The following is a 23,332-nucleotide window of genomic DNA, read 5'->3' as shown; positions in this document are numbered from 1 at the left end:
TTCAGAACGGGGCAGCCGACGCCAGTGACCCACAGCCCTGCTCGACGCTCACTTCGTCAAACTGCTGGCCGGCGTGGCGCTGCCAGCGCACCAGCACGCTGCCATCAGGGTTGAAGGTCAGGTCCAGCTCGGGGGTGTCCAGCAGCAGCCCCATCACCTCCTCCCATTCCGCGTCGCCATCGCTGTCCAGGCGATGCACCAGCACCCAGCGCTGGGTCTGTGCCACAGGGTGGTTGATCATCGACGATACCCGCAGGCTCAGGCGCTCTACACCCGACATGCCCAGGGGTTGAGGGATTGTCGACGCTGTGTGGATAGGCATATTGTCATCCTGATATATGTATATTTGTACAGTATCTGCCGAAAGCTTATCGCACAGCCAAATGCAGCGTAAAGGCCTTGTCTTGAAAATTTTCGCCAACAGGTAATTTCACGCCCAACACAATTTTAGCTTTAAGCTATTGACACTTAATTTAGCTACTGGCTAACTTTTCAGCCCAGCAGCATTCAGCTTGCGCTTGGAACCTGGCTGTTCATGAGGAGTTACCATGGCCGTAGACGTCAGCACCCTGTTGATCGCCACCCCGGTGGCAGTATCCGCAACCAATCCCGTCGCGCTGGAACTTGGCGGTGAGGAAGCCATCGCCCGTTTTCCTGAGGTAGTCAAAGTACTGAGCGACGGCTCGATCCAGCTTTCTGCGCCGACCAAAGGGGCGTCGAGCAAGAGTACCCACCGCACCCGCTGTGAATGGACCGAAACCCGTTCCTGGACGCTGGCCAGCGCTGCAGACCATTGGAGCCGTCAAAGCATGACGTTGACCAAGGTCAACGCAGCGCAGAAGGTGGTCATTGCCCAGATGCACGTGCACGGCGACGACGGCCCGCCCCTCAAGGTGTTCTGGAAGAAAGGCGATATCACCTTGGGCTTTCGCCAAACCTATGACCAGGCTGACCCGGTGAATTCGACGGTGCTCAAAGGCGTACCGCTGGGTGCGCAGTTCGGCATTAGCCTGCACGTCACGGCACAGGGCCTGGTCACCGTCACCGCAACCTGCAAGGGAGCAACCGGTACTTCAGGCGGTTTGCAACTCGACGGCAGTTGGGCTTCGCGCCTGTTCGAATTCCACGGCGGCGTTTACAACCAGGTCGACTACAACGATCAAACGCCGGCCGACGATGGCTCAATCTGCATTATCAGCGACCTGACGTTGATACATGGCTGAGGCGCAAACGCCTTTTCCGTGCCGGCCCGCCTGTAAATGGGGTCGGTACCGGACCTGATCAGAACTGAGCGTACAGTTTGCCCCACCTCTATTACCGCTCGGCGCCCTTTCTGAACAGCACATGAAGGGGACAGAATGGGTACGGGATTAAATTTCGTTCACGTTGCGCCCTTTAGATATAAGGCATTCGACAGCCGTTCAGCCATACTCCAGAATGCAGCGGTTTTTTGGGGGAAAACCCTTGCACAGCCAACGACATACCAACCTTTAGTGAGCCTCAACGTGAAAACATCCCTGTCCATTCTCAGCCTGCTGCTGTTGCTCACAGGTACCGCGACGCTGCCGTCGACCGCTGCTGCACAACCCCCGGCCAAGGTGCAACGCGACCCTTCCAAACTGCACCTGGCTTCGGGCAGCGCACTGCTGATCGACCTCAATACCAACCAGGAGCTGTACTCGAACCACGCCGACCGCGTGGTGCCGATCGCTTCGGTGACCAAACTGATGACCGCGATGGTGGTGCTGGACGCCAAGCTGCCCATGGATGAGATGCTCACCATGACCATCGCCAACAACCCGGAGATGAAGGGGGTGTATTCAAGGGTACGCCCCGGCAGCCAGCTCAATCGCCGCGAGACCCTGCTGATTACCTTGATGTCTTCGGAAAACCGTGCAGCCAATAGCTTGGCCAATGCCTACCCCGGTGGCTACCCGGCATTCATCAAAGCAATGAACGCCAAAGCCCGTAGCCTGGGCATGGCCCATACCCGCTACGTTGAGCCTACCGGACTTTCGACGCAGAACGTGTCGACTGCCCGCGACCTGTCCAAGCTGCTGATGGCCTCGCGCAAGTACCCTATGCTGAGCGAGCTGTCGACCACCCGCGAAAAGACCGTGGCCTTCCGCAAGCCCAATTACACCCTGGGGTTCCGTAACACCGACCACCTGGTGAACAAGAGCAACTGGGACATCAAGCTGACCAAGACCGGTTTTACCAACGAAGCCGGGCATTGCCTGGTGCTGTTGACCCGAATGGATAACCGCCCTGTGGCCATGGTCATCCTGGATGCCTTCGGCAAGTACACGCATTTCGCCGATGCCAGCCGCCTGCGCCAATGGCTGGAAACCGGTGCAGCCAAACCAGCGCCGGCCGTGGCCATGCAGTACAAGGCGGATCGCCAGGGCAAAGGGCGGGTGGCGGCCGAGTAAACAGGCCCGAAGCAACAGGCCATGGCGCCGTCAGGCCGTGGCGCTGACCATCCCGCCCGAGCTGCTGCCACCCTCTTGCTGCAGCAGCTCCAGCAACTGCGCGGTAGCGGCCATGATCTGACCGTTGAGGGTAGCGATGCTTGCCTGCTTGGCACCTACCGCAGCCGCCTTGGACGTCTCATCCATCTTGCTGTTCTGCAACGCGGCAAGCTGCTTCTGCTCCTCGGCCAGTTGCTTCTGCAAGTCCTTGATCAACTGCCGCAGCTCGCTTACCGCCTCCGACTCACCGCTGTCCGCTGTAGCCGTTGACTGTGCCTGGCTACCCGCGGATACCTTGAGGCTGTCGCTGCTGATTTGCAGCGGGCCCACCGCTTCGCCGGCCTGCTTGGCCTGATCGCGTTCTGCGGCGGCATTGGCGCTGAGCACCTGCGCCGATACGCCATTGATCATGAGGTTGCCAGCTGTGATGACGGCCATGTCGGTCCCTGTCTGAAAGATCGGTCTTTGCGTTAACCACCCTATCGGCCAATTCGCGCCGCGCTTTAGCCCAATTAAATTCCCTGTCGGCTGGCTCGTTCCACCTCATGTACTTGCACAGCGGCCGAAGCCCCGGCGGGCGTGCCTATTCGAGCATTCAGGGAATCACCATCATGAGCCAGCCCATACAGCAGGACACCATCAAAGATCTGATCGGCGTGGGCTTCGGCCCTTCCAACCTGGCCTTGGCCATAGCCCTGGAGGAACTGGCAGAGTCACAAGGCCATGCCCTGGACGCGCTGTTCATCGACAAGCAACAGGACTACCGCTGGCACGGTGAAACCCTGGCGACACAAAGCGAGCTGCAGATCTCGTTCCTGAAAGACCTGGTGTCGCTGCGTAACCCCACCAGCCCCTACAGTTTCGTCAATTACCTGCACCAGAAACAACGCCTGGCCGACTTCATCAACCTGGGCACTTTCTACCCCTGCCGTCTGGAGTACAACGACTACCTGCGCTGGGCAGCCGAACATTTCGCCGGCCAGGCCGTCTATGGCCAGCAGGTGCTGCGGATCGAGCCGCAGGTACAGGGCGGCCGGGTCGAGCACCTGCGCCTGGTGTCGCGTGATGCGCAAGGCCGCGAATACAGCCGCCGCACCCGCTCGGTAGTGGTCGGCAGCGGCGGCACACCGAAAATTCCGGCGAAGTTCGGTGCCTTCAAGGATGACCCGCGGGTGTTCCACCATTCTCAGTACCTGAGCAGCCTGAACAAACTGCCGTGCACGCAGGGCGCCCCGATGCGCATCGCCGTGATCGGCTCGGGGCAGAGCGCCGCCGAGGCGTTCATCGACCTCAACGACAGCTACCCTTCGGTCAAAGTCGACATGATCCTGCGCGGCTCGGCCCTCAAGCCCGCCGACGACAGCCCGTTCGTCAACGAGATCTTCTCGCCGGACTACACCGACCTGGTCTTCAACGAGCCTGCCGAGCAGCGCAGCAAGCTGCTGGGCGAGTACCACAACACCAACTACTCGGTGGTCGACCTCAACCTGATCGAGCGCATCTACGGCATCCTCTACCGGCAAAAAGTCGCCCACCAGTATCGCCACAACGTCTTGTGCCGCCGCCAGGTCGAAGCCGTGGTCGCCACCCGCGAGGGCCTGGAGCTGACTTTGCGTGACCTTGCCACCGACCAGCAGCAAACGCACCGTTACGATGCCGTGATTCTCGCCACTGGCTACGAACGCCGCTCGCACCGCGACCTGCTGGCACCCCTGGCCGGGTACCTGGGCGACTTCAGCGTCGACCGCAACTACCGCGTGCTGGCCAGCCCCGACCTGCAAGCCTCGGTATACCTGCAGGGCTTCTGCGAAAACAGCCACGGGCTGAGCGACACCCTGCTCTCGGTGCTGCCGACACGTGCCGCGGAGATCGCCAGGGCCCTGTACCAGGACCTCGCACAGCTGCACGGCAAACCTTCTGCGGCAGTGGCCCTGACCAGCGCCTGACCGCCACAACACGCGCCGTACAGGCCGACCTGACGCCCCTGCGCAGGTCGGCTTTGTCGTTTGAAACATTTGCTTTCATTTTAATCGGCAGGATCTCGATTCTCATTCGTCCTTATCAGTACAGCCCTCTTTGGTTGGGCGCACGCTCGACCACCCATTGCAGAAGACCCGTCTGATGGCCAAATCGTTGAAAAAATCCAAATCCAGGCTGTGGTTCCTGGTGCACAGCTGGCTCGCCTTGCCGATCTGGTTCTTTGTATTGATCGTCTGCTTCACGGGCATGCTCGCGGTGGTCAGCCAGGAAATCGTCTGGCTGGCCAACCCCGATGTACGTGCCAGCAAGCCGGACACCGACGCCGAACGCCTGAGCTTCCAACAGGTGCTGAACGCCCTGCATGAAGCAGAGCCGGATATGGTCGTGCGCTCCATCATCCAGCCTGAGGGCTCACACTTCGCCCTCACGGCCAATGTGACCTTCCCGGACGGCACCACCCCGACCTTGTACGTCAATCCTTACACCGGTGCGATTCAGGGCAAATCCCCTGACTTCAACTTCCAAGCCTTCACCCGCGCCCTGCACGGCTGGTGGCTGGTGCCCTTCACCAACGGTTTCAGCTGGGGCTGGTACCTGGTGTCGATCCTCGGCCTGCCCATGCTCGCTTCGCTGGTAACCGGGCTGGTGGTGTACAAGAAGTTCTGGAAAGGCTTCTTCAAGCCGGTACGCACAGGGCACGGTTCGCGCATCTTCTGGGGCGACCTGCACCGCCTGGTCGGTGTCTGGTCGATCTGGTTCATCGCGGTCATTTCCATCACCGGTACCTGGTTCCTGATCCAGGCGATTCTGTTCGACAACCACATCAGCATTTCCAGCGAGCCGATCGTGCCGGTCATCGCTCGCGACGAAGTGCCCCAGACCGCCGATGGCAGCCCAGCCCCACGGATCGACCTCGATGAGGCGGCGCGCATCGCTGGCCTGGCGATTCCAGGGCTGGAAATCAACTTCATTGCGTTGCCTGCCACCGCTTACAGCCATATTTCCATGGGCGGGCGGGGCTGGTATCCGCTGATGGTCCAAAGCGCCGAGGTCAACCCCTACACGCGCAAGGTAGACAGCCAGTTCCTGCTGGGCGACCGCTCCGCCCTGGAGTTCGTCACCGAGTCCATGCGCCCCTTGCACACCGGTGACTTTGGCGGCCTGCCGATCAAGCTGATCTGGTTCTTCTTCGGCCTGGTGCTCACCCTGATGGTGTTCAGCGGCTTGCTGATCTGGACCAAACGCACGGCGCAAGCCACCGCTGCCGCGCTGAAGCGTAGCGAACGCGCACCCCGCACTGCGCCCACCCAGACCTCGCTGGAGATGCAACGATGAGCCACACCCAGGCCGTGCCCGTCAGCCCGCTGAAACAGTGGTGGTTGAAGTGGCGTTTCCACTTGAACATCCTGCTGATCCTGATCCCGCTGGGTTTCATGCCCAAGTATTTCAGCGACGCAAAGCTGTTCCGCGGCGAGGCAGGGCTGGGGGCGAATGTGATCACCGGCATCCAGGCCGGCCCCTACACCCTGGACGTGGCGGAACTGCGTGACGAAGCCCCCCGCAGAGACGGCCCGGCAGGCGACTTCAAGGTATTCAGGGCAGCGCTGTGCAAGGCGTGCGTCAACGACGTGAAGGCCGTTTACCTGCGCATCGGCAAACCGCGCAGCCTGCGAGCGGCTGGCACGATCTTCTTCGGCGCGCCTTACGCCATGGCCACCAACCTGCCGATCCCCCCGCGCACCCAACCCGACGCCCAGATCTGGATCACCGTGGAAGGCTGGGACGGCAGCATGCACCAGGCGTCTGTCCCGCTGGCCCAGGCATCGCCAGCCACCGTGGCCTGGCTCGAGAAAAAAGGAGGCAAGAAATGAAATACCTGCTGCGCACCCTCGCCCTGCCCTTGCTGGCACTGGCCGCAAGCCCGGCACTGGCCCACAACCCTATGTGCGAATGCGAAGAACTGGCCAGCGGCCAAGTCAAGTGCACCGGTGGTTTCTCGGACGGCAGTGGCGCCCCCGGGGTAACCTTGGATGTGATCGGCTACGACGAGCAAGTGCTGGTCGGCGGCAAGCTTGGCGACGATTCGACCCTGACCTTCAAGCGCCCGGACGGCGAATTCTACGTACTGTTCGACGCCGGCCCCGGGCACGTGGTGGAAGTCGACTACGCCGATATCGCCCAGCCATGAGCCGCGCTCACGTGATCCGCCCGGCCGGCGCCGGGCACGAAACCCTGTACGTGCTGTTGGCCAGCCTGCTGATAGTGACGTTGGCGGCTGGCGTGGTGTGGCTGCGCGGCGAGCGCGAGGACGAACAGGCCATCGCCATCCACCAGATCGACGCCCGCCGCGACCTCACTGCGGCCGAGCAAGGCCTCTACACCGACCTACGGGTGGCATTCGACGAGATCCTGTTGCTGCGTGAAGAAAACGCCGCTGCACCTGGGGTACAGGCCCTGGCCGACGAAGGCCTGCCGCCGTTCGTGGTCGACGCCGGCAGCCAGAGGCGGGGCAGCCACCAGTGGACCTGGCTGGCGTCCGGCGCCTACCTGGGCCGCAGCCAGGCACCCGAAATTGCCGGCAGCCTGCTGCTGATCCTGCCACCCGACAGCAGCGGCCAGGCCGATATCTGGTTGCGCCGCGACAGCGCCGCACCCCTCCCGGATGACCTCGGCCAGGCGGCACTGATCGCCGCTGGCTGGCAACAAGTGGTCAGCCACTACGACGCCGGGGTTACCCGCGAACACCGCCACTGAACCGAAGGACTCGCCCATGTTTCGCTCCGCCCTCGCCCTGCTCCTGGCCCTGGCCCTGCCGGCAATGGCCCTGGCCGATAACGGCAAGCCGCTGCGTATCGGCATCACCTTGCACCCCTACTACAGCTACGTGAGCAACATCGTTGGCGACAAGGCCGAGGTGGTGCCGCTGATTCCGGCGGGCTTCAACCCGCACGCCTACGAGCCCCGGGCCGAAGACATCAAGCGCATCGGCACCCTGGACGTGGTGGTGCTCAATGGGGTTGGCCATGACGACTTTGCCGACCGCATGATCGCCGCCAGTGAAAAACCTGATATCGCCACGATCGAGGCCAACCAGAACGTACCGCTGCTGGCGGCTACCGGCATTGCCGCGCGCGGTGCCGGCAAGGTGGTCAACCCGCACACTTTCCTGTCGATCAGCACGACCATTGCCCAGGTCAACAACATTGCCCGCGAGCTGGGCAAGCTCGACCCGGACAATGCCCGGTTCTACACGCAGAACGCCCGGGCCTACGCCAAACGCCTGCGTGCCTTGCGCGCCCAGGCACTGGCCAAGGTCACCGAGGCCCCCAGCGCTACCTTCCGCGTGGCCACCATCCATGCTGCCTACGACTACCTGGTCCGCGACTTCGGCCTGGAAGTGACCGCCGTGGTCGAACCCGCCCATGGCATTGAGCCAAGCCCGGCGCAGTTGAAGAAGACCATCGACCAGCTCAAGGCACTGGACGTGAGGGTGATCTTCTCGGAAATGGACTTTCCCTCAGCCTATGTCGAAACCATCCAGCGTGAGTCTGGTGTGCGCCTTTACCCCCTTACCCACATTTCCTATGGCGAATACACCAAGGACAAGTACGAAGTGGAAATGAAGCGCAACCTCGACACCGTGGTCCGCGCCATTCAGGAGAACCGCGCATGACCGCCGCTGCCAACCTGGCAACCGCCAGTGGGCCGCGCATCACCTTTGCCGGCATCGACCTGACCCTCGGCCGCACCCGCATCCTCGAAAAGGTCAGCTTCACCGTCGCCCCGGGCAGCGTGCACGCCATCGTCGGCCCCAACGGCGGCGGCAAGAGTTCGCTGATCAAGACCCTGCTCGGGCAAATGCCCCACCACGGGCAATTGACCCTGCACTGGCCGGGGCAAGGCGAGGTGATTGGCTACGTCCCGCAGGCCCTGGAGTTCGACCGCGGGCTGCCAATGACCGTGGATGATTTCATGGCTGCCATGTGCCAGCGGCGCCCGGCCTTCCTGGGGTTGTCACGCAGGGTGCAGCCTGCCATCGATGCTGCGTTGGCGCGGGTTGGCATGCTGGAAAAGCGCAAGCGGCGCATGGGGGCCTTGTCGGGCGGTGAGCGTCAGCGGGTGCTGCTGGCCCAGGGGCTCATCCCCGAACCACAACTGCTGGTGCTGGACGAGCCGATGTCGGCGCTCGATGAAGCCGGCATTCAGGTGTTCGAACAACTGCTACTGGCCTGGCGCCAGGCCGGGACCACTGTGTTGTGGATCGAACACGACCTGGAAGCGGTGCTGCGCCTGGCCGACCGGGTTACCGGGCTGAGCCGTCAGGTACTGTTCGACGCCCCGCCAGCCCAGGCCCTGACGCCGGAGCGCCTGCTGGGCCTGTTTTCCGTCCACCCGCGTAACGAGAGCATTGCCTGATGAGTTTCGACATTTTTCGCCAAACGGTCCAGGAATGGGCCGCTGCCGGCTACCTGCCCGAGGCGCTGGCCTATGGCTTCGTGGTCAACGCCTTGCTGGCCGGCCTGATGATTGGCCCGGTGCTGGGTGGCCTGGGCACCTTGGTGGTGGTCAAGCGCTTTGCATTCTTTTCCGAAGCGGTCGGCCATGCCGCACTGACCGGCGTGGCTATCGGCATCCTGCTGGGCGAGCCCTACACCGGCCCTTATGGCAGCCTGTTCGGTTACTGCCTGCTGTTCGGCATCCTGCTGAACTTCCTGCGTAACCGCACCGGGTTGTCACCGGACACACTCATTGGCGTATTCCTCTCGGTGTCACTGGCGCTGGGCGCCAGCCTGCTGCTGATGCTGGCGGGCAAAATCAATGTGCACATCCTCGAAAACGTGCTGTTCGGTTCGGTGCTGACCGTGAGCGGGCAGGACCTGGTGGTACTGGGCATCGTCGCCGTGCTGGTGCTGGCCTTGGCGCTGCCGCTGTACAACCGCATCATGCTGGCCAGCTTCAACCCGCAGTTGGCCGCCGTACGCGGCGTGGCGGTGAAAACACTGGACTACCTGTTCGTGGTGCTGGTGACCCTGGTCACCGTGGCTGCAGTGAAGGTGATTGGCGCCATTCTGGTCGGTGCGTTGCTGGTGATCCCGGCTGCCGCCGCGCGCCTGGTGAGCCAGTCACTGAAGGGCTTTTTCTTCCTCTCGGTGCTCATCGCGAGCATCAGCACGTTGTTCGGCATTCTGCTACCGATCGTGTTCGACCTGCCGGTGCCGTCGGGTGCCGCGATCATCCTGGTCGCCGGTCTCTGCTTCGCCCTCGCTGCGCTCGCCCGCACCCTCGTTCCCCGCCTGCAAGGAAACCCGGCATGAACCTGAAACACCTGACCCTGGCACTGGCCCTGGCCAGCCTGCCGTCGCTGTCTTTCGCCACGCAGGTGCTGACCACCTTGCCGATCACCCACAGCCTGGCCAGCGCCCTGCTCGAGGGGACCGGCGTACAACTCAAGCGCGCAGCCCCGGCCAACCTGCCGGCCAGTCGCCAGCCGTCGTATTTCAGCGGCCGTGGTGGCGCTAGCCTGGACAAGGCTGCGCAACAGGCCGATGCGGTGATCGGCGTGCGTTCGATCTGGCGCGACGACCCGCTGTACCCGATGGCTCGGCGCAGCAATATCCGCATTGTCGAGATCGATGCCGCACGGCCGGTGGACGGCGCCTTGCCAGGTATTGCGGTGAGTGGCGACGATGCCTACGACGCCTACCCGTGGCTGAACCCGACCAATCTGGGGCGCATGGCGGACGTCGTGGCCAACGACCTGGAACGCCTGGCGCCCAGCGAAAAAACGAAAATCCAGGGCAACCTGGCCGCGCTCAAACGCCAGCTGTTGGCGCTTGCCGCCAGCAGCCAGACGCAGTTGGCCAAGGTCGACAACCTCACAGTGGTCAGCCTGTCGCCGCGGTTGGGTTACCTGGCCAGCGGCCTGAACCTGGATGTGGTGCAGCAGCCGCTGCCAACGGCGTGGGATGCCGCCGCGCTGAAGGCGCTGGAAGCCAACCTGAAGGCACAGGATGTGGCGTTGGTGCTGGACCATCGCCAACCGGAGCCGGCGCTGGCCGCAGCGATCAAGGCAGCCGGCGCGAAGCTGGTGGTGGTGGACAGCGACCCGGATGATGCGTTTGCCGGGTTGAAGGCCAGTGTCGAACAAGTCGTCGGGGCACTTGGCGAAAGCTGATCAACAGTCCCTCGCAAATCCTGGGGGCGCTAGCGCTTCATGCACCGTTGATAACGCTCGTCCACCCGCCCTGCAAACCACGCCGTGGTCAGCTTGCGGGTAATCTTCGGGCTCTTCAGTTCGATTCCCGGCAGCACCGCTCGCGGTAGCGGCTTGCCAGCGGCGGCGTCGGCCAGGGCAAATACCCCGGCGTACAGCTTGCTGGCCTCGAACGCCAGGCTGTCGCCGTCCTCCAGTTGGCGGCGAATCTGCGGGTTGCGCAGCCCCAGCTTCCCGCCCACTTTGCGCGCCGCCGTTTCGGTCGCGCCCGGCATGATCGACCCCGGTGCGATCAGGTCGCCGTCCAGCGCCAACCGCACACCCGTGACCTTGCTCAGCGCCGCTTGAAACGCCGCATTGCGGCTGGCGTACCAACCCGCATTGAAATCGGCGAAGCGGTAGAGCGGGCGTTCGTAGCTGGCCGGGTAACCCAGCAAGTGCGCGATACCGAAATACATGCCACCGCGCCGGCTGAACACCTCCTGGCGAATGCTGCCGTCATGGCTGTAGGGGTACCCCTGCGCATGCTGTTCGGCAAAGTCGATGCTGACCTGCATCGGCCCGCCGGTATGCACCGGATTCAGCCCGCCAAGCAAGGTCCTGCCCAACGGTAGGCGAGCAATGACCTCGTCGTACAGTTCGCTCAACTGTTTCTCGCTGCGCACTGCCTGTAGCCGCTGCTGGTAGCTTTGGCCGTTGCCAGACGGCGTTTTCAACGCACCATCGATCAGCAGCCTGGGGATGTGCAGGCGCGCGGCGCGGCGGTCGATTTCTTCACGGGCGATACGCCCCAGGTTGGGCACCTGTGGGTCGGCCGTGAAGGTCGACTCCTGCTCGGTGACCGCCAACACGGCACACAGGTTGCTCTTGCTGGGGGTGATGCGCTGGGCCTCGAAGGCCACCTGGATGTCCTTGGCCCAGCCCTCGCGGTCGCGGGCTTGCGTGGGTAGCAACCGCAGCAGTTGGGCGCGAACCTTGGCAGGGTCCGCTTCGGGCACTTCTTCGCGGCGCCCGGCGCAACCTTGCAGCAGTGCCAGGGCCATCATGCCTGCCGCCCATAACCGGCCGTTCAGGGCTGTTCACCGACCAGGTAGGTCTTGCTGATGTGGCGGAATAACGGATGCGCCGCACTCCCCATCAGCTCGAACAGCACCATTTCCCGGGTCACTACCTGCGCACCGGCTTCGCGCATGCGCGCCAGGCCCGCCGCCTTGCTGGCCGCCGTGCGGCTGTCACAGGCATCTTCGACCACGAACACCTGCTTGCCCAGCGCCAGCAGGCCGAGCACGGTCTGCAGCACGCAGACATGGGTTTCCATGCCACACACGATCACCTGTTCGCGGGCCATCAGGCTGTCGGGCAAGCATTGGGCGGCAACGCAGGAAAAATGGCTTTTCTCCACCACCTGGGCGGCCGGTGCCGCCACCAGCAACTCGGCCAGGGTATGGCCCAGGCCCTTGGGGTACTGTTCTGAAATCACCACCGGCAGCTCCAGCTCGGCGGTCGCCGCCAGCAGCCAGCGGGCCCGCGCCCGGGTGCCTTCGGCGTCGCTCATGGCGCCGATGAGCTTTTCCTGGATGTCGACGACCAGCAGCGTGGCCTTGTGTGGATTGATCAGCATGCTCTGCCCCTTGCCTGGGAAAAGGCCTAGCCTCCCCCAGGCAAGCGGTGACGTCAATCAGGCGGACAGGCGCAACGGTTGCAGCGAGGCAGTGAGGGCGTCGAGCACACGGTCTTCATGCTCGTGGATGAAGAAGTGCCCGCCGGGGAACATCTGCAACGAAAACTCGCCGTGGGTTTCTTTGCCCCAGGCCCGCAGTTGCTCGTCATTGGCCCGGTCCTCAATGCCGCCCAGCACATGCAGCGGGCAGCTCAGGGCCGGCCGCTGACGGTAGGCGTAGGTGCCGCACAGCAGGAAATCGGCGCGCAGGGTCGGCAAGGTCAGGCTCATCAACTCGGCATTGGCCAACACTTCCTCGGGCGTGCCTTGCAGCTCACGCAGCTCGCTGATCAGCTCGGCGTCGGTTTTGGGCTCGCGCCAGTGCCGGCCATCGTAATCTTCGCGCCGGGTCGGGGCCGCCGTGCCGCAGGCGAACAACGCCAGCGGCGCCGGGCAGCCAAGCGCTTGCAGCTCATGCGCCAGCTCGAAGGCCAGCAAGGCACCCAGGCTGTGGCCCAGCAACGCGTAGGGTGCATTGGCGGCCAGGCGCTGCTCGCTGGCCAGTTGCCGGGCCAGCGCCTGCATGTCGGTGTGCAGCGGCTCGGCCATGCGGGCGCCGCGCCCGGGCAGCTCCACCGGGTGTACCTGCACCCACGACGGCAGCTTGCGCCGCCAGCGGCTGTAGACCATGGCGCTGGCCCCCGAGTACGGCAGGCACAGCAGGTTCAGTGCGGTCACTGGGGGGCGGCTTCGGCCATTTTCTGGCGCAGGCTGAGGGGGCGCATGTCGGTCCACACCTCGTCGATATACGCCAGGCATTCCTTTTTCAGGCCGCTTTTGCCCACTGCACGCCAGCCGTTGGGGATGGCTTTGTAATCGGGCCAGATCGAGTATTGCTCTTCATGGTTGACCACTACCTGGAACTGGATATCTTCGCGGTCGAATACAGAAGTCATTGCCTGCCTCCTTGAATGATGAAAACCGCTGCGCGCACTGGCGCAGGGGGCTTTCAAGTAGACGTAGCAAGGCGGCGGAAAATTAACTTCATCTCATGCATCGCGCAGCAGGTCGTGGGTATCGAGCAGGCGGAACGCAACCTCGGGATTGCGCTCCAGCCCGCGCCGGATCGCCGCCGGGATCGCCTGCCGGGTTTTGCGGCATAGCCCGGGCTGGTTATCCAGTTCGATGACGATGCCGCGCATGGTCCGCACTTCATTGAAGCCCGGGGCAATGTGCACGCGAATGCCGAGATTGTCGAACAGGCGTTGTTGTAACCGCTGCAAGTCTTCAAGGTCCTTCAGGTTTTCCAGGCGGTCGAGCAGGCGCTTTTCTTCCTGGCGGGTCAGCAGGAGGATGCGCTGGGCGGTCTGCGGGTGGTCGGCCAGTTGTTCGCGGCCACAAATGCAGGCGCCAGGGGGGCAAGGCTGGCGCAACGGTGGAGAGCTGGTCATGAGGCAAGCATAGCCAGTTTTTGCGGGTGCTTGTAGAAGCGGTCTTTTATCGCACGTGCCGTGGCTTTACAGCTGCAGCAAGCGCTCGCGCAGGAAGTTCACGAACCCCTGCACCGGCCGCGCCACCTGCCGGTGCTGCGGGTACACCGCCGACAGCTGTAATGCCGGCGGCCGCCAGTCATCCAGCACCGTGACCAGGCGCCCATCGGCCAGCGCTTGCCCAACGATGAAAGTCGGCAGGTAAGTCACCCCCATGCCGGCAATCGCCGCATCCCTGAGGATTTCACCATTGTTCGCGCGCATGCGCCCGGCCACCTGAATCGCCTGGGCCTTGCCAGCCTGCCGAAACTGCCACTGCACCTGCCGCGAATGCCCATACGGCAGGCAGTCATGCCCGGCCAGGTCTTCCGGCTTGGCCGGCACACCGCGCGCAGCCAGGTAGCCCGGGCTCGCGCAGTACACCCGCTGCACATCGGCGATGCGCCGGGCGATCAGGCTGGAGTCCTCCAGCCCGCCAATCCGCAACGCCAGGTCATAGCCTTCGCCGATCAGATCCACCGCCCGATCACTGAGGTCCACCTCCACATCCACCTGCGCATGCAACTGCAAAAACTCGGTCAGCAAACAGCCCAGGTGCGCCATGGCGAACGACAACGGCGCGCTAAGGCGCAAGGTGCCGCGCAAGGCCTGGGCCTGGCCGCTGATGTCGTGCTCCACCTGCTGCACTTCACCCAGCAAGCGCAAAGCCGCCTGGTAGTAGTGCCGGCCCAGCGGCGTGGCATCCAGGCGCCGCGTGGAGCGGTTGAGCAGGCGCACGCCCAGGCGCTCTTCGAGTTGCATCAGGCGCCGGCTCACCGATTGCTTGGACATCCCCAGGCGGTCGGCGGCGGCGGTAAAACTGCCGGCCTCCATCACCTGGGCAAAGATTCGCATGTCTTCGTAGGGGTTCATTGTCTCGCTCTTGGTGACAGTTAAACGCTTTATAGCGGCTTTTTCCCACGAACGCACCTGCCTAATCTACGCACAGGTCGCAACGATGGCCCAGCAGGCCAGACAAGACGCCCATTCCCGACACTTGCACAGAAAAGGATTCGCCCATGAACATTGTCCACACAACACTGACCGCCTCGCTTCTGGCGCTGTCCGTTTCCAGCGCGTTCGCTGCGGGAAGCCCAGGCGTCGAGCAACACACCCAGGCCTTCCTCGAAGCCCTGGAGCAAGGCGGCGGCAAGCCACTGGAGCAACTCAGCCCGAAAGATGCCCGCGCGGTGCTGACCGGCGCCCAGGCCTCGGTCAAGGTTGACCTCTCCGGGGTCGAGGTGAAGGAACGCACCATCGAGGCGGACGGCCAGTCGATCAAGCTGCAGGTGGTTCGCCCGGCCCATGTCAAAGGGGCGTTGCCGGTATTCATGTTCTTCCACGGCGGCGGCTGGGTGCTCGGCGACTTCCCGACCCACCAGCGGCTGATCCGTGACCTGGTGGTTGGCTCTGGGGCAGTGGCGGTCTATGTCGACTACACCCCGTCGCCGGAGGCGCACTACCCGACCGCGATCAACCAGGCCTATGCCGCGACCCGCTGGGTGGCCGAGCACGGCCAGCAGATCGGCGTGGATGGCAAGCGCCTGGCCGTGGCTGGCAACAGCGTCGGCGGCAACATGGCAGCGGTCGTGGCGCTGAAGGCCAAAGAGGCTGGCACCCCGGCCCTGCGCTTCCAGCTGTTGCTGTGGCCGGTGACGGACGCCAGCTTCGAAACCGCTTCGTACAAACAGTTTGCCGAAGGGCACTTCCTGACCACCGGCATGATGAAGTGGTTCTGGGACAACTACACCACGGATGCCAAGGCGCGGGAACAGATCTACGCCGCGCCTCTGCGGGCCACCACCGAACAGTTGCAAGGCTTGCCGCCAGCGCTGGTGCAAACAGCCGAGTTCGACGTACTGCGTGATGAAGGTGAGGCCTATGCCCGCAAGCTCACTGCCGCCGGGGTGCCCGTGACCTCGGTGCGCTACAACGGCATGATCCATGACTATGGGTTGCTCAACCCGCTGAGCCAGGTACCGGCGGTCAAGGCGGCTATGCGCCAGGCAGGCGCTGAACTCAAAGCGCATCTGAACTGAGCCCATGACCGGAAGACCTGCCCAGGACCAATCGAGATGTTGGCGCTCGGTCACCTGGGCTTGGCCCGAATGCTGATAGAACTGCCAGTAGCCGCCACTTTTTTCCTGTGCGCAAATTGCACCAAAGCCCACGATAGCTATGCGTGCGGCTGTGCTACTCCACTCAGAAAAAGGTGCTCGCCAATGTGGACACGAATAGCCCTGTCGCTTCTAACCCTGGCAAGTTTGATCGGTTGCGTGTCGCACACGTCCTCTGTGCTGCCTGCCCGTCCGCCCGCGCAGACTCAGGCACTCACAAGCGCAACAGCCAAGTCACAGCAGTTGATCGAATTGAACAAGCGGGGTGAACAGGCGGTTACGCAACTGAAAGTCTGGTACGACTCGGTCACCGAAGACTGTGGTGGGCCTGACAAACCCAGCTACCTGTGCAGCGGTTTTGAAATGCGTGCCACCGGTTTCATCCCAGAATCGCTACCTTGGGACCCGAGCCGCAAGCACTTGGATAAAGGCGCCATAGCGTTTTCCTGGGTGCGCCGCGATACCAACTTCGGCAGGGCGGCGGAACGCTTCAATGGTTATTTGTTCCCGCCTCTGCAGGCCATCCCGCACGGCAAGCTGCGCGAGCTCGAAGTACTGTGCACCTTCCCCATCGATGGTGGCACGGACAACCGCGAAACCGCGCAGGGGTGCGGCCCGCATGATGGGTTTGAGAGCACCACGGATGCGTGCCAGAAGGTCGGCGTGAAGGATGCCGAAGCGTGGTTGGCAACGTACAGCGAAGATGACATCAGAAAATCAAGAGTCTGCGGGTGGGACCTTCGCGAAGCACCCGCGAACATGAAGGCCCGATGGTTCGAGATGCCGATAAAAGTCAGGGCAGGTTTGAGCGCAGATGCGTGGATGGGCTACAACGAGATTTTGCTCCCTGCCTGGCAAGTCGGCGTGGGCGCCGACTTGCCTGTTTTCGCATTTTTCTATGTCGAGGGTCAGACGCAGGCTGGCTTGCTGGCGCAGTTCGACCAGTTCCGGTATCACGCAGCGTATGGCCAGGCGGTGCCTGTAATCCGAATCAAGCTGCCCACGGCGAAGGATCAGGTTATGCAGCTAACCTACGATGAGCAAGACCAAGCGGTAGGTCGCCCCATCGTGACTTCGGAGGTCGATTTCGAGTCCGAGCAGGTCGGTGACCGCAAGGAATTCAAGGTTGACCAGACGACATTCAAACTACATGGCACGGGTGGGATCAGCGACGATTCGCACAGCGGCGATGGAAGCGCCATAAAGGCAAAACATCTTACGTTCGACGGTTCAACCGAAATTCTGCTGCCTGGCACAGGTACCCGCCGCGTAAGTTACGACTGGGGGTGCAGTGATCTATGTACCAGAGATCTCACCTTCACGGACAACCACAAACGGCTGAGTGACCGTGAAGGTATGCATTATGGGTCCGATGAGCTAACGGTGAACGGCCCTGAAATACTGCACCTTCACATGGTTGAAGACGGCGAAAATCCGCGCATGGTCATCGACAACGTGCACGTTACGCAAGCGCCTTGAGCCTCTGTTTTGCCAGTAGTAGCCCTATCGCCGGCTCGCCGGCGTCAGGGGCATCAACCAACACTCACGGCCCCACCCCTTCAACGATGATCACGTCGGCCTTCGCTACCCCTTGGCGATGGCTGCACGCCTCCTGGTACAGCTCAGACCGGTAACACGCCACCGCCTGCGCGTAGGAATCGAATTCGATCACCACGCTACGCTGAGGTGTGGGCCGCCCTTCCAGCGCCTCGCTGCGCCCGCCACGGGCCAGAAAGCGGCCACCGAACGCCTGGAAGGCAGCCGGGGCGCGTTGGGTGTATTGCTGGTACTGCTCGGGGTCGGTCACGTCCACATGGGCGATCCAATAGGCCTTCATGCGCCTTCTCCTGATTAGCCGATACTTGTGTATGATGGTATACCATAAAAATGACACCACCACAGCGAGCGTGCAACATGGCTTTCAACACCATCGAGGAACTTCTCGAGGACTACCGGCAAGGCAAAATGGTCCTGCTGGTGGATGACGAGGATCGAGAAAACGAAGGCGACCTGCTGATCGCCGCCGAGCGTTGCGACGCTCAGGCCATCAACTTCATGGCCCGCGAAGCGCGGGGCCTGATTTGCCTGACCCTGACCGACGATCACTGCCAACGCCTGGGGCTGGAGCAGATGGTACCGGCCAACGGCAGTGTGTTCAGCACCGCGTTCACCGTGTCGATCGAAGCTGCCACGGGCGTCACTACCGGCATCTCTGCCGCCGACCGAGCACGTACCGTGGCCGCGGCCATGGCCCCCACGGCCCGCCCCGAAGACCTGGTCCAACCCGGCCATATATTCCCCCTTCGTGCCCGCGAAGGCGGCGTACTGACCCGCGCCGGCCACACCGAAGCGGGTTGCGACCTTGCGCGCTTGGCCGGCTTCAGCCCGGCCTCGGTGATCGTCGAAGTGCTCAACGACGACGGCACCATGGCGCGCCGCCCCGACCTTGAGGTGTTCGCTGCACGGCATGGCATCAAGATCGGCACCATCGCCGACCTGATCCACTACCGCCTTAGCACCGAGCAGACCATCAAGCGCATCGGCGAACGGGAACTGCCGACCGTGCATGGCACCTTCCGCCTGGTCACCTATGAAGACCGCATCGAAGGTGGCGTGCACATGGCCATGGTAATGGGCGATATCCGTCGCGAGCAGCCAACCCTGGTCAGGGTGCATGTGATCGACCCCCTGCGCGACCTGGTCGGCGCCGAATACGCCGGCCCCGCCAACTGGACCCTGTGGGCCGCACTGCAGAAGGTGGCCGAGGAAGGCAGCGGCGTGGTGGTGGTCCTGGCCAACCATGAATCCTCACAGGCATTACTGGAGCGGGTACCACAGCTGACCCAACCGGTGCGGCCTTACCAGCGCGGGCAGTCGAAGGTGTACTCGGAAGTGGGCACCGGGGCGCAGATTCTGCAGGACCTGGGGGTCGGCAAGCTGCGCCACCTGGGGCCGCCGCTTAAATATGCGGGGCTGGCGGGTTATGAGCTGGAGGTGGTGCAGAGCATTCCATTTGAGCCAGGACGTATGGGCTGACGCAATGCCTTGTAGGAGCGGCCTTGCGTCGCGAAAGGGCCGCATAGCGTCCCCAGGTTCTCAGCGTTGACAGATGAATTGTTGGGGCCGCTTTGCGGCCCTTTCGCGACGCAAGGCCGCTCCTACAGAGGTTCACGCAAGCACGCAGAGCATAGAGTGATGGCCGGTCGCCTCATACCTCTTGCCAAAAGTTTGGAATACCATAATATGATATCCCGTAGACCTTAAATCTGCACGCCGGCGTCCACATCGCCAAATGGCCACCAACACTTTGTTTTAGCTGCTCCCCGAACACTATTGGCGGGCGCACCAAAAGCCCCGCCTCGAATAACAAAAGCAACGAGGGCGTAACCATGCTGTTGAGCAAACGTGTAACCGCAGTGCTGTCCGCCAGCCTGCTGACCCTGGCATGTCAGGCCGCCCAAGCCGCCGACAGCCTCAACTTCGTCAGCTGGGGCGGGACTACCCAGGACGCCCAGAAAGAAGCGTGGGCCGTTCCCTTCACCAAAGCGACCGACATCAAGGTAGTCCAGGACGGCCCGACCGACTACGGCAAGCTCAAGGCCATGGTCGAGAGCGGTAACGTGCAATGGGACGTGGTTGACGTGGAAGCCGACTTTGCCCTGCGCGCCGCCAGCGAAGGCTTGCTCGAACCCCTCGACTTCACCCAGATCAAGCGCGACAAGATCGACCCACGCTTTGTGTCCGACCACGGTGTCGGCTCGTTCTTCTTCTCCTTCGTGCTCGGTTACAACGAAGGCAAGCTCGGTGCCAACAAGCCTGTCGACTGGGCGGCGCTGTTCGACACCAAGACCTACCCTGGCAAACGCGCCTTGTACAAATGGCCCAGCCCAGGCGTGCTGGAACTGGCCCTGCTGGCCGACGGTGTAGCCCCCGACAAGCTCTACCCGCTGGACCTGGACCGCGCCTTCAAAAAGCTCGACACCATCAAGAAAGACATCGTCTGGTGGGGCGGTGGTGCTCAGTCGCAGCAATTGCTGGCCTCTGGTGAAGCTGCGCTGGGCCAGTTCTGGAACGGTCGCGTCTACGCCCTGCAGCAAGACGGTGCCCCGGTGGGTGTGAGCTGGAAGCAGAACCTGGTCATGGCCGATTTCCTGGTCATCCCCAAAGGCGCCAAGAACAAGGACGCGGCCATGAAGTTTCTGGCCAACGCCAGCAGCGCCGAAGGCCAGGCCGAGTTCGCCAACAAGACCGCCTACGCGCCGGTCAACGTCGACAGCGTGGCGAAACTGGACAAGGACCTTGCACCCAACCTGCCTACCGCCCATGCCCAGGACCAGGTCACCCTCGACTTCGCTTACTGGGCCAAGAACGGCCAGGCCATCGCCGCGCGCTGGAATGAGTGGTTGGTCAAATGAAAGTCGCCATCAACGCCCTGCATAACGCGCAAGGTGCCCCCACAGGGGCCGGCGCTCCGGGCACCGTACCGCGCCGTGTCAGCCTGAGCCAGCGCTGGAAAGGCAGCCGTAACCTGCTGCCGGCCTTGCTGTTCCTGGGTCTGTTCTTCTTCGCCCCGCTGATCGGCCTGTTGCTGCGCGGGGTACTGGAGCCAACGCCCGGGCTGGGCAACTATGAGCAGCTGTTCGCCAACTCGGCTTACGCACGGGTGCTGTTCAACACCTTCTCGGTGGCCGGTGTGGTCACCCTGATCAGCGTGCTGCTGGGGTTCCCGCTGGCGTGGGCCATCACCCTGGTGCCCAAAGGCTGGGGCCGCTGGCTGCTGAACATCGTGCTGCTGTCGATGTGGACCAGCCTGCTGGCACGCACCTACTCGTGGCTGGTGCTGCTGCAGAGTTCGGGGGTAATCAACAAGGCGTTGATGGCCATGGGCATTATCGATGCCCCGCTGGAGATGGTGCACAACCTGACCGGTGTCGTGATCGGCATGAGCTACATCATGATCCCGTTCATCGTGCTGCCGCTGCAGGCGACCATGCACGCCATTGATCCGATGGTGCTGCAGGCAGGCTCGATCTGTGGCGCCAGCCCGTGGACCAACTTCTGGAAGGTGTTCCTGCCACTGTGCCGCTCGGGGCTGTTCTCCGGGGCGCTGATGGTGTTCGTGATGTCGCTCGGTTACTACGTCACCCCGGCACTGCTGGGTGGGGCGCAGAACATGATGCTGCCGGAATTCATCATCCAGCAGGTGCAGTCGTTCCTCAACTGGGGCCTGGCCAGCGCCGCCGCCGCACTGCTGGTGTTGATCACCCTGGTGCTCTTCTACCTGTACCTGAAGCTGCAGCCGGAGTCCCCGGTTGGCAACCCGAGGTAAACCGCCATGCTCCTTTCCCCCAATGCCATGGGCCGCCCGCTGCGCACAGGCCTGTACCTGACCACCGGGGTGATCGCAGCCTTCCTGCTGCTGCCGGTAGTGTTCATCGTGTTGCTGTCGTTCGGTTCGTCGCAGTGGCTGGTATTCCCGCCGCCCGGCTGGACCCTCAAGTGGTACGGCCAGTTCTTTTCCAACCCTGAGTGGATGGAGGCTGCACTGGCCAGCTTCAAGGTGGCCGTGCTTACCACCGTTGCAGCGGTGCTGCTGGGTTTACCCAGCGCTTTCGCCCTGGTGCGTGGCCGCTTCCCGGGCCGTGAACTGCTGTACGGGCTGTTCACCATGCCAATGATCGTACCGCTGGTGATCATTGCGGTGTCGGTGTACGCGCTGTTCCTCAAGCTGGGCTATACCGGCACGCTGTTCGCGTTCGTGGTCAGCCATGTGATCGTCGCCCTACCCTTCACCATCATTTCGATCATCAACTCGCTGAAGCTGTTCGACCAGTCGATCGAGGATGCCGCCGTGATCTGCGGCGCGTCGCGCCTGCAGGCGATCTTCAAGGTCACCTTCCCGGCCATTCGCCCGGGGATGATTGCCGGGGGCCTGTTCGCGTTCCTGGTGTCCTGGGACGAGGTGGTCCTGAGTGTGATGATGGCCAGCCCCGACCTGCAGACCTTGCCAGTGAAAATGTGGACCACCCTGCGCCAGGACCTGAGCCCGGTGATCGCCGTGGCCTCGACCTTGCTGATCGGCCTTTCGCTGCTGGTCATGTTCATTGCCGCCGCCTTGCGCCGGCGCACCGAAAACGCCTGAGCGCGGAGATAACAACAATGAGTGCAGTGATCAAAGACAACGCGCACGGCAAGACCCTGGTCAGCCTGCGCGGCCTGAACAAGCACTACGGCGACTTCACCGCCGTGGACAACCTCGACCTGGAGATCCAGGACGGCGAGTTTCTGACCTTCCTCGGTTCCAGCGGCTCGGGCAAGTCCACCACCCTGTCGATGCTGGCCGGCTTCGAAACGCCGAGCAGCGGCGAGATCCTGGTCGACGGCCAATCGCTGGTCAACGTGCCGCCGCACAAGCGTGATATCGGCATGGTGTTCCAGCGTTACTCGTTGTTCCCGCACCTGAACGTGCGCGACAACATCGCCTTTCCGCTGGCCATTCGCAAACTCAATGCGGGCGAAACCAGCAAGCGTGTCGATGCCATGCTCAAGCTGGTGCAACTGGAACAGTTCGCCCACCGCAAGCCGTCGCAGATGTCCGGCGGCCAGCAGCAACGTGTGGCGATTGCCCGCGCGTTGGTGTACGAGCCACGCATTCTGCTGATGGACGAGCCGCTCGGGGCCTTGGACAAGAAGCTGCGTGAAGACCTGCAGGACGAGCTGCGTCAACTGCACCGCCGCCTCGGCATCACCATTGTCTACGTGACCCACGACCAGGAAGAGGCCATGCGCCTGTCGCAGCGCATTGCCATTTTCAGCCACGGCAAGATCGTTGGCCTGGGCACCGGCTACGACCTGTACCAGAACCCACCGAATGCTTTTGTGGCGTCGTTCCTGGGCAACTCCAACTTCTTGCGGATCAAGGCCAGCAGCAACGGCGCAGCCAGCTTTGAAGGCCAGCCGGTGGCCATCCGCCTGACCCCGGGGCTGGCAGCCTCGCAGGATGCACTGATCATGGTCCGCCCGGAAAAAGCCCTGGCCCTGACTGCCGAACAAGCCGCGCGCCAGCCGCTGCCGGCTGGCTGGAACGAGGTCAGCGCCAAGGTTGGCGAGGTACTGTTTTTGGGGGAAAGCCAAACCTGCCATGTGGTGACTGCTGGCGGTACCGAACTGACGGTCAAGGCGCTGTCTGCAGCGGGTATGCCGATGCAGCCAGGGGATAACGTGAAGGTGCGCTGGGCAGTGGCTGATGCCTGCATCTACACCGAATGGGCCGAGAGCGACCTGAGCAAATCGGCCGGCGCGCATTGAGACCGCCAGGGCCGCCTTGCGGCCCATCGCCGGCAAGCCGGCTCCCACAGGGA

27 protein-coding genes are annotated in these 23,332 nt (G+C 63.0%); 18 read left to right on the top strand and 9 right to left on the bottom strand.

Going from position 1 to position 23,332, the window contains the following annotated elements:
- Position 1 precedes the first annotated feature (1 nt).
- On the bottom strand, positions 2-322 hold the full coding sequence (locus ACF8SD_RS21035) for a DUF1654 domain-containing protein (RefSeq protein WP_173888577.1): 321 nt from the start codon (positions 320-322) through the stop codon (positions 2-4).
- Positions 323-548: 226 nt separating this feature from the next.
- Between ACF8SD_RS21035 and ACF8SD_RS21030 the strand changes: the two genes are divergently transcribed.
- Both ACF8SD_RS21030 and pbpG read left to right on the top strand, forming a co-directional pair.
- A complete protein-coding gene (locus tag ACF8SD_RS21030) occupies positions 549-1,223 on the top strand; it encodes a polysaccharide lyase family 7 protein (RefSeq protein ID WP_173888574.1) in 675 nt (224 codons plus the stop codon).
- Positions 1,224-1,505: 282 nt separating this feature from the next.
- A complete protein-coding gene (pbpG, locus tag ACF8SD_RS21025) occupies positions 1,506-2,432 on the top strand; it encodes a D-alanyl-D-alanine endopeptidase (protein ID WP_029887028.1) in 927 nt (308 codons plus the stop codon).
- A gap of 30 nt (positions 2,433-2,462) precedes the next feature.
- Here pbpG and ACF8SD_RS21020 read toward each other — a convergent pair whose 3' ends face one another.
- The gene (locus ACF8SD_RS21020) at positions 2,463-2,909 is read right to left on the bottom strand and encodes a hypothetical protein (RefSeq protein WP_392484459.1); all 447 of its coding nucleotides are present in this window, start codon (positions 2,907-2,909) and stop codon (positions 2,463-2,465) included.
- Positions 2,910-3,082: 173 nt separating this feature from the next.
- On the opposite strand from ACF8SD_RS21020, the gene ACF8SD_RS21015 reads away from it, so the two are divergent.
- From ACF8SD_RS21015 to ACF8SD_RS20975, 9 genes are all read left to right on the top strand, one after another.
- Entirely contained in the window at positions 3,083-4,417 is a 1,335-nt protein-coding gene (locus tag ACF8SD_RS21015) for a lysine N(6)-hydroxylase/L-ornithine N(5)-oxygenase family protein (RefSeq protein WP_173888570.1), read from the top strand.
- Between the two features lie 175 nt (positions 4,418-4,592).
- The gene (locus ACF8SD_RS21010) at positions 4,593-5,786 is read left to right on the top strand and encodes a PepSY-associated TM helix domain-containing protein (RefSeq protein WP_392484458.1); all 1,194 of its coding nucleotides are present in this window, start codon (positions 4,593-4,595) and stop codon (positions 5,784-5,786) included.
- On the top strand, positions 5,783-6,322 hold the full coding sequence (locus ACF8SD_RS21005) for a thiamine pyrophosphate-binding protein (RefSeq protein ID WP_173888567.1): 540 nt from the start codon (positions 5,783-5,785) through the stop codon (positions 6,320-6,322). The genes ACF8SD_RS21010 and ACF8SD_RS21005 overlap by 4 nt, the downstream gene beginning before the upstream one ends.
- Positions 6,319-6,639 carry a hypothetical protein gene (locus ACF8SD_RS21000; protein ID WP_009686454.1) on the top strand — a complete coding sequence of 107 codons (321 nt, stop codon included), beginning with the start codon at positions 6,319-6,321 and terminating at the stop codon, positions 6,637-6,639. The genes ACF8SD_RS21005 and ACF8SD_RS21000 overlap by 4 nt, the downstream gene beginning before the upstream one ends.
- Positions 6,636-7,205 (top strand): DUF6162 family protein, encoded by a 570-nt coding sequence (locus ACF8SD_RS20995; RefSeq protein ID WP_392484457.1) that lies wholly within the window; start codon positions 6,636-6,638, stop codon positions 7,203-7,205. The genes ACF8SD_RS21000 and ACF8SD_RS20995 overlap by 4 nt, the downstream gene beginning before the upstream one ends.
- Positions 7,206-7,221: 16 nt before the next feature.
- On the top strand, positions 7,222-8,124 hold the full coding sequence (locus ACF8SD_RS20990; RefSeq protein ID WP_392484456.1) for a metal ABC transporter substrate-binding protein: 903 nt from the start codon (positions 7,222-7,224) through the stop codon (positions 8,122-8,124).
- On the top strand, positions 8,121-8,867 hold the full coding sequence (locus ACF8SD_RS20985) for a metal ABC transporter ATP-binding protein (RefSeq protein WP_392484455.1): 747 nt from the start codon (positions 8,121-8,123) through the stop codon (positions 8,865-8,867). The genes ACF8SD_RS20990 and ACF8SD_RS20985 overlap by 4 nt, the downstream gene beginning before the upstream one ends.
- Entirely contained in the window at positions 8,867-9,766 is a 900-nt protein-coding gene (locus ACF8SD_RS20980; RefSeq protein WP_392484454.1) for a metal ABC transporter permease, read from the top strand. The genes ACF8SD_RS20985 and ACF8SD_RS20980 overlap by 1 nt, the downstream gene beginning before the upstream one ends.
- The gene (locus tag ACF8SD_RS20975) at positions 9,763-10,626 is read left to right on the top strand and encodes a metal ABC transporter solute-binding protein, Zn/Mn family (protein WP_173888555.1); all 864 of its coding nucleotides are present in this window, start codon (positions 9,763-9,765) and stop codon (positions 10,624-10,626) included. Before ACF8SD_RS20980 ends, ACF8SD_RS20975 begins: the two co-directional genes overlap by 4 nt.
- A gap of 29 nt (positions 10,627-10,655) precedes the next feature.
- Here the strand turns inward: ACF8SD_RS20975 and ACF8SD_RS20970 are convergent, their stop codons facing one another.
- The 6 genes from ACF8SD_RS20970 to ACF8SD_RS20945 all read right to left on the bottom strand — a co-directional run bounded on the left by ACF8SD_RS20970 (position 10,656) and on the right by ACF8SD_RS20945 (position 14,727).
- Positions 10,656-11,711 carry a DUF1615 domain-containing protein gene (locus ACF8SD_RS20970; protein ID WP_392484453.1) on the bottom strand — a complete coding sequence of 352 codons (1,056 nt, stop codon included), beginning with the start codon at positions 11,709-11,711 and terminating at the stop codon, positions 10,656-10,658.
- Positions 11,712-11,734: 23 nt separating this feature from the next.
- Positions 11,735-12,286, bottom strand: coding sequence for a hydrolase (locus ACF8SD_RS20965; protein ID WP_173888553.1), 552 nt, complete (start codon positions 12,284-12,286; stop codon positions 11,735-11,737).
- A gap of 57 nt (positions 12,287-12,343) precedes the next feature.
- Complete coding sequence (locus ACF8SD_RS20960) at positions 12,344-13,063, bottom strand: thioesterase II family protein (RefSeq protein ID WP_173888551.1); 720 nt, start codon at positions 13,061-13,063, stop codon at positions 12,344-12,346.
- The gene (locus tag ACF8SD_RS20955; protein ID WP_009686443.1) at positions 13,060-13,281 is read right to left on the bottom strand and encodes an MbtH family protein; all 222 of its coding nucleotides are present in this window, start codon (positions 13,279-13,281) and stop codon (positions 13,060-13,062) included. Before ACF8SD_RS20955 ends, ACF8SD_RS20960 begins: the two co-directional genes overlap by 4 nt.
- A gap of 93 nt (positions 13,282-13,374) precedes the next feature.
- Entirely contained in the window at positions 13,375-13,776 is a 402-nt protein-coding gene (locus ACF8SD_RS20950; RefSeq protein WP_054905046.1) for a hypothetical protein, read from the bottom strand.
- Between the two features lie 66 nt (positions 13,777-13,842).
- Positions 13,843-14,727 (bottom strand): LysR family transcriptional regulator, encoded by an 885-nt coding sequence (locus tag ACF8SD_RS20945; RefSeq protein WP_173888549.1) that lies wholly within the window; start codon positions 14,725-14,727, stop codon positions 13,843-13,845.
- A gap of 146 nt (positions 14,728-14,873) precedes the next feature.
- Here ACF8SD_RS20945 and ACF8SD_RS20940 point away from each other — a divergent pair, with 146 nt between their 5' ends.
- Together ACF8SD_RS20940 and ACF8SD_RS20935 are read left to right on the top strand one after the other, a co-directional pair.
- On the top strand, positions 14,874-15,893 hold the full coding sequence (locus ACF8SD_RS20940) for an alpha/beta hydrolase (protein WP_173888547.1): 1,020 nt from the start codon (positions 14,874-14,876) through the stop codon (positions 15,891-15,893).
- Positions 15,894-16,076: 183 nt separating this feature from the next.
- A complete protein-coding gene (locus ACF8SD_RS20935; RefSeq protein ID WP_392484452.1) occupies positions 16,077-17,450 on the top strand; it encodes a hypothetical protein in 1,374 nt (457 codons plus the stop codon).
- A 64-nt stretch (positions 17,451-17,514) separates the two neighbouring features.
- Here ACF8SD_RS20935 and ACF8SD_RS20930 read toward each other — a convergent pair whose 3' ends face one another.
- Entirely contained in the window at positions 17,515-17,808 is a 294-nt protein-coding gene (locus ACF8SD_RS20930) for a DUF1330 domain-containing protein (protein WP_110678535.1), read from the bottom strand.
- Between the two features lie 77 nt (positions 17,809-17,885).
- Here ACF8SD_RS20930 and ribBA point away from each other — a divergent pair, with 77 nt between their 5' ends.
- The 5 genes from ribBA (at position 17,886) to ACF8SD_RS20905 (ending at position 23,279) form a co-directional block, all read left to right on the top strand.
- Positions 17,886-19,007, top strand: coding sequence for a bifunctional 3,4-dihydroxy-2-butanone-4-phosphate synthase/GTP cyclohydrolase II (gene ribBA, locus ACF8SD_RS20925; protein WP_173888543.1), 1,122 nt, complete (start codon positions 17,886-17,888; stop codon positions 19,005-19,007).
- 353 nt (positions 19,008-19,360) lie between these two features.
- Entirely contained in the window at positions 19,361-20,386 is a 1,026-nt protein-coding gene (locus ACF8SD_RS20920) for an ABC transporter substrate-binding protein (RefSeq protein ID WP_009686436.1), read from the top strand.
- A complete protein-coding gene (locus ACF8SD_RS20915) occupies positions 20,383-21,300 on the top strand; it encodes an ABC transporter permease (RefSeq protein ID WP_173888541.1) in 918 nt (305 codons plus the stop codon). The genes ACF8SD_RS20920 and ACF8SD_RS20915 overlap by 4 nt, the downstream gene beginning before the upstream one ends.
- Before the next feature lie 6 nt (positions 21,301-21,306).
- On the top strand, positions 21,307-22,113 hold the full coding sequence (locus tag ACF8SD_RS20910) for an ABC transporter permease (RefSeq protein WP_173888539.1): 807 nt from the start codon (positions 21,307-21,309) through the stop codon (positions 22,111-22,113).
- A 17-nt stretch (positions 22,114-22,130) separates the two neighbouring features.
- Positions 22,131-23,279 (top strand): ABC transporter ATP-binding protein, encoded by a 1,149-nt coding sequence (locus ACF8SD_RS20905; protein ID WP_173888537.1) that lies wholly within the window; start codon positions 22,131-22,133, stop codon positions 23,277-23,279.
- The last annotated feature ends 53 nt before the right edge of the window (positions 23,280-23,332 follow it).

Origin of the sequence: Pseudomonas sp. CJQ_9 (assembly GCF_043106615.1) — a bacterium.
Classification (GTDB): Bacteria; Pseudomonadota; Gammaproteobacteria; order Pseudomonadales; family Pseudomonadaceae; genus Aquipseudomonas; species Aquipseudomonas juntendi.
This window is presented reverse-complemented; position numbering and strand designations above follow the sequence as displayed.

Bases quoted from the DNA above. Each gene is read 5' to 3' on its own strand.
- ribBA (WP_173888543.1), top strand. From the start codon at position 17,886: ATGGCTTTCAACACCATCGAGGAACTTCTCGAGGACTACCGGCAAGGC.
- ACF8SD_RS20920 (WP_009686436.1), top strand. From the start codon at position 19,361: ATGCTGTTGAGCAAACGTGTAACCGCAGTGCTGTCCGCCAGCCTGCTG.
- ACF8SD_RS20970 (WP_392484453.1), bottom strand. From the start codon at position 11,711: ATGATGGCCCTGGCACTGCTGCAAGGTTGCGCCGGGCGCCGCGAAGAA.
- ACF8SD_RS20995 (WP_392484457.1), top strand. From the start codon at position 6,636: ATGAGCCGCGCTCACGTGATCCGCCCGGCCGGCGCCGGGCACGAAACC.
- ACF8SD_RS20965 (WP_173888553.1), bottom strand. From the start codon at position 12,286: ATGCTGATCAATCCACACAAGGCCACGCTGCTGGTCGTCGACATCCAG.
- ACF8SD_RS21000 (WP_009686454.1), top strand. From the start codon at position 6,319: ATGAAATACCTGCTGCGCACCCTCGCCCTGCCCTTGCTGGCACTGGCC.
- ACF8SD_RS20905 (WP_173888537.1), top strand. From the start codon at position 22,131: ATGAGTGCAGTGATCAAAGACAACGCGCACGGCAAGACCCTGGTCAGC.
- ACF8SD_RS20980 (WP_392484454.1), top strand. From the start codon at position 8,867: ATGAGTTTCGACATTTTTCGCCAAACGGTCCAGGAATGGGCCGCTGCC.
- ACF8SD_RS20985 (WP_392484455.1), top strand. From the start codon at position 8,121: ATGACCGCCGCTGCCAACCTGGCAACCGCCAGTGGGCCGCGCATCACC.
- ACF8SD_RS21020 (WP_392484459.1), bottom strand. From the start codon at position 2,909: ATGGCCGTCATCACAGCTGGCAACCTCATGATCAATGGCGTATCGGCG.
- ACF8SD_RS20915 (WP_173888541.1), top strand. From the start codon at position 20,383: ATGAAAGTCGCCATCAACGCCCTGCATAACGCGCAAGGTGCCCCCACA.
- ACF8SD_RS20975 (WP_173888555.1), top strand. From the start codon at position 9,763: ATGAACCTGAAACACCTGACCCTGGCACTGGCCCTGGCCAGCCTGCCG.
- ACF8SD_RS20955 (WP_009686443.1), bottom strand. From the start codon at position 13,281: ATGACTTCTGTATTCGACCGCGAAGATATCCAGTTCCAGGTAGTGGTC.
- ACF8SD_RS20940 (WP_173888547.1), top strand. From the start codon at position 14,874: ATGAACATTGTCCACACAACACTGACCGCCTCGCTTCTGGCGCTGTCC.
- ACF8SD_RS20910 (WP_173888539.1), top strand. From the start codon at position 21,307: ATGCTCCTTTCCCCCAATGCCATGGGCCGCCCGCTGCGCACAGGCCTG.
- ACF8SD_RS20945 (WP_173888549.1), bottom strand. From the start codon at position 14,727: ATGAACCCCTACGAAGACATGCGAATCTTTGCCCAGGTGATGGAGGCC.
- ACF8SD_RS21015 (WP_173888570.1), top strand. From the start codon at position 3,083: ATGAGCCAGCCCATACAGCAGGACACCATCAAAGATCTGATCGGCGTG.
- ACF8SD_RS21030 (WP_173888574.1), top strand. From the start codon at position 549: ATGGCCGTAGACGTCAGCACCCTGTTGATCGCCACCCCGGTGGCAGTA.
- ACF8SD_RS20990 (WP_392484456.1), top strand. From the start codon at position 7,222: ATGTTTCGCTCCGCCCTCGCCCTGCTCCTGGCCCTGGCCCTGCCGGCA.
- ACF8SD_RS20935 (WP_392484452.1), top strand. From the start codon at position 16,077: ATGTGGACACGAATAGCCCTGTCGCTTCTAACCCTGGCAAGTTTGATC.
- ACF8SD_RS21010 (WP_392484458.1), top strand. From the start codon at position 4,593: ATGGCCAAATCGTTGAAAAAATCCAAATCCAGGCTGTGGTTCCTGGTG.
- ACF8SD_RS21005 (WP_173888567.1), top strand. From the start codon at position 5,783: ATGAGCCACACCCAGGCCGTGCCCGTCAGCCCGCTGAAACAGTGGTGG.
- ACF8SD_RS20930 (WP_110678535.1), bottom strand. From the start codon at position 17,808: ATGAAGGCCTATTGGATCGCCCATGTGGACGTGACCGACCCCGAGCAG.
- ACF8SD_RS21035 (WP_173888577.1), bottom strand. From the start codon at position 322: ATGCCTATCCACACAGCGTCGACAATCCCTCAACCCCTGGGCATGTCG.
- ACF8SD_RS20950 (WP_054905046.1), bottom strand. From the start codon at position 13,776: ATGACCAGCTCTCCACCGTTGCGCCAGCCTTGCCCCCCTGGCGCCTGC.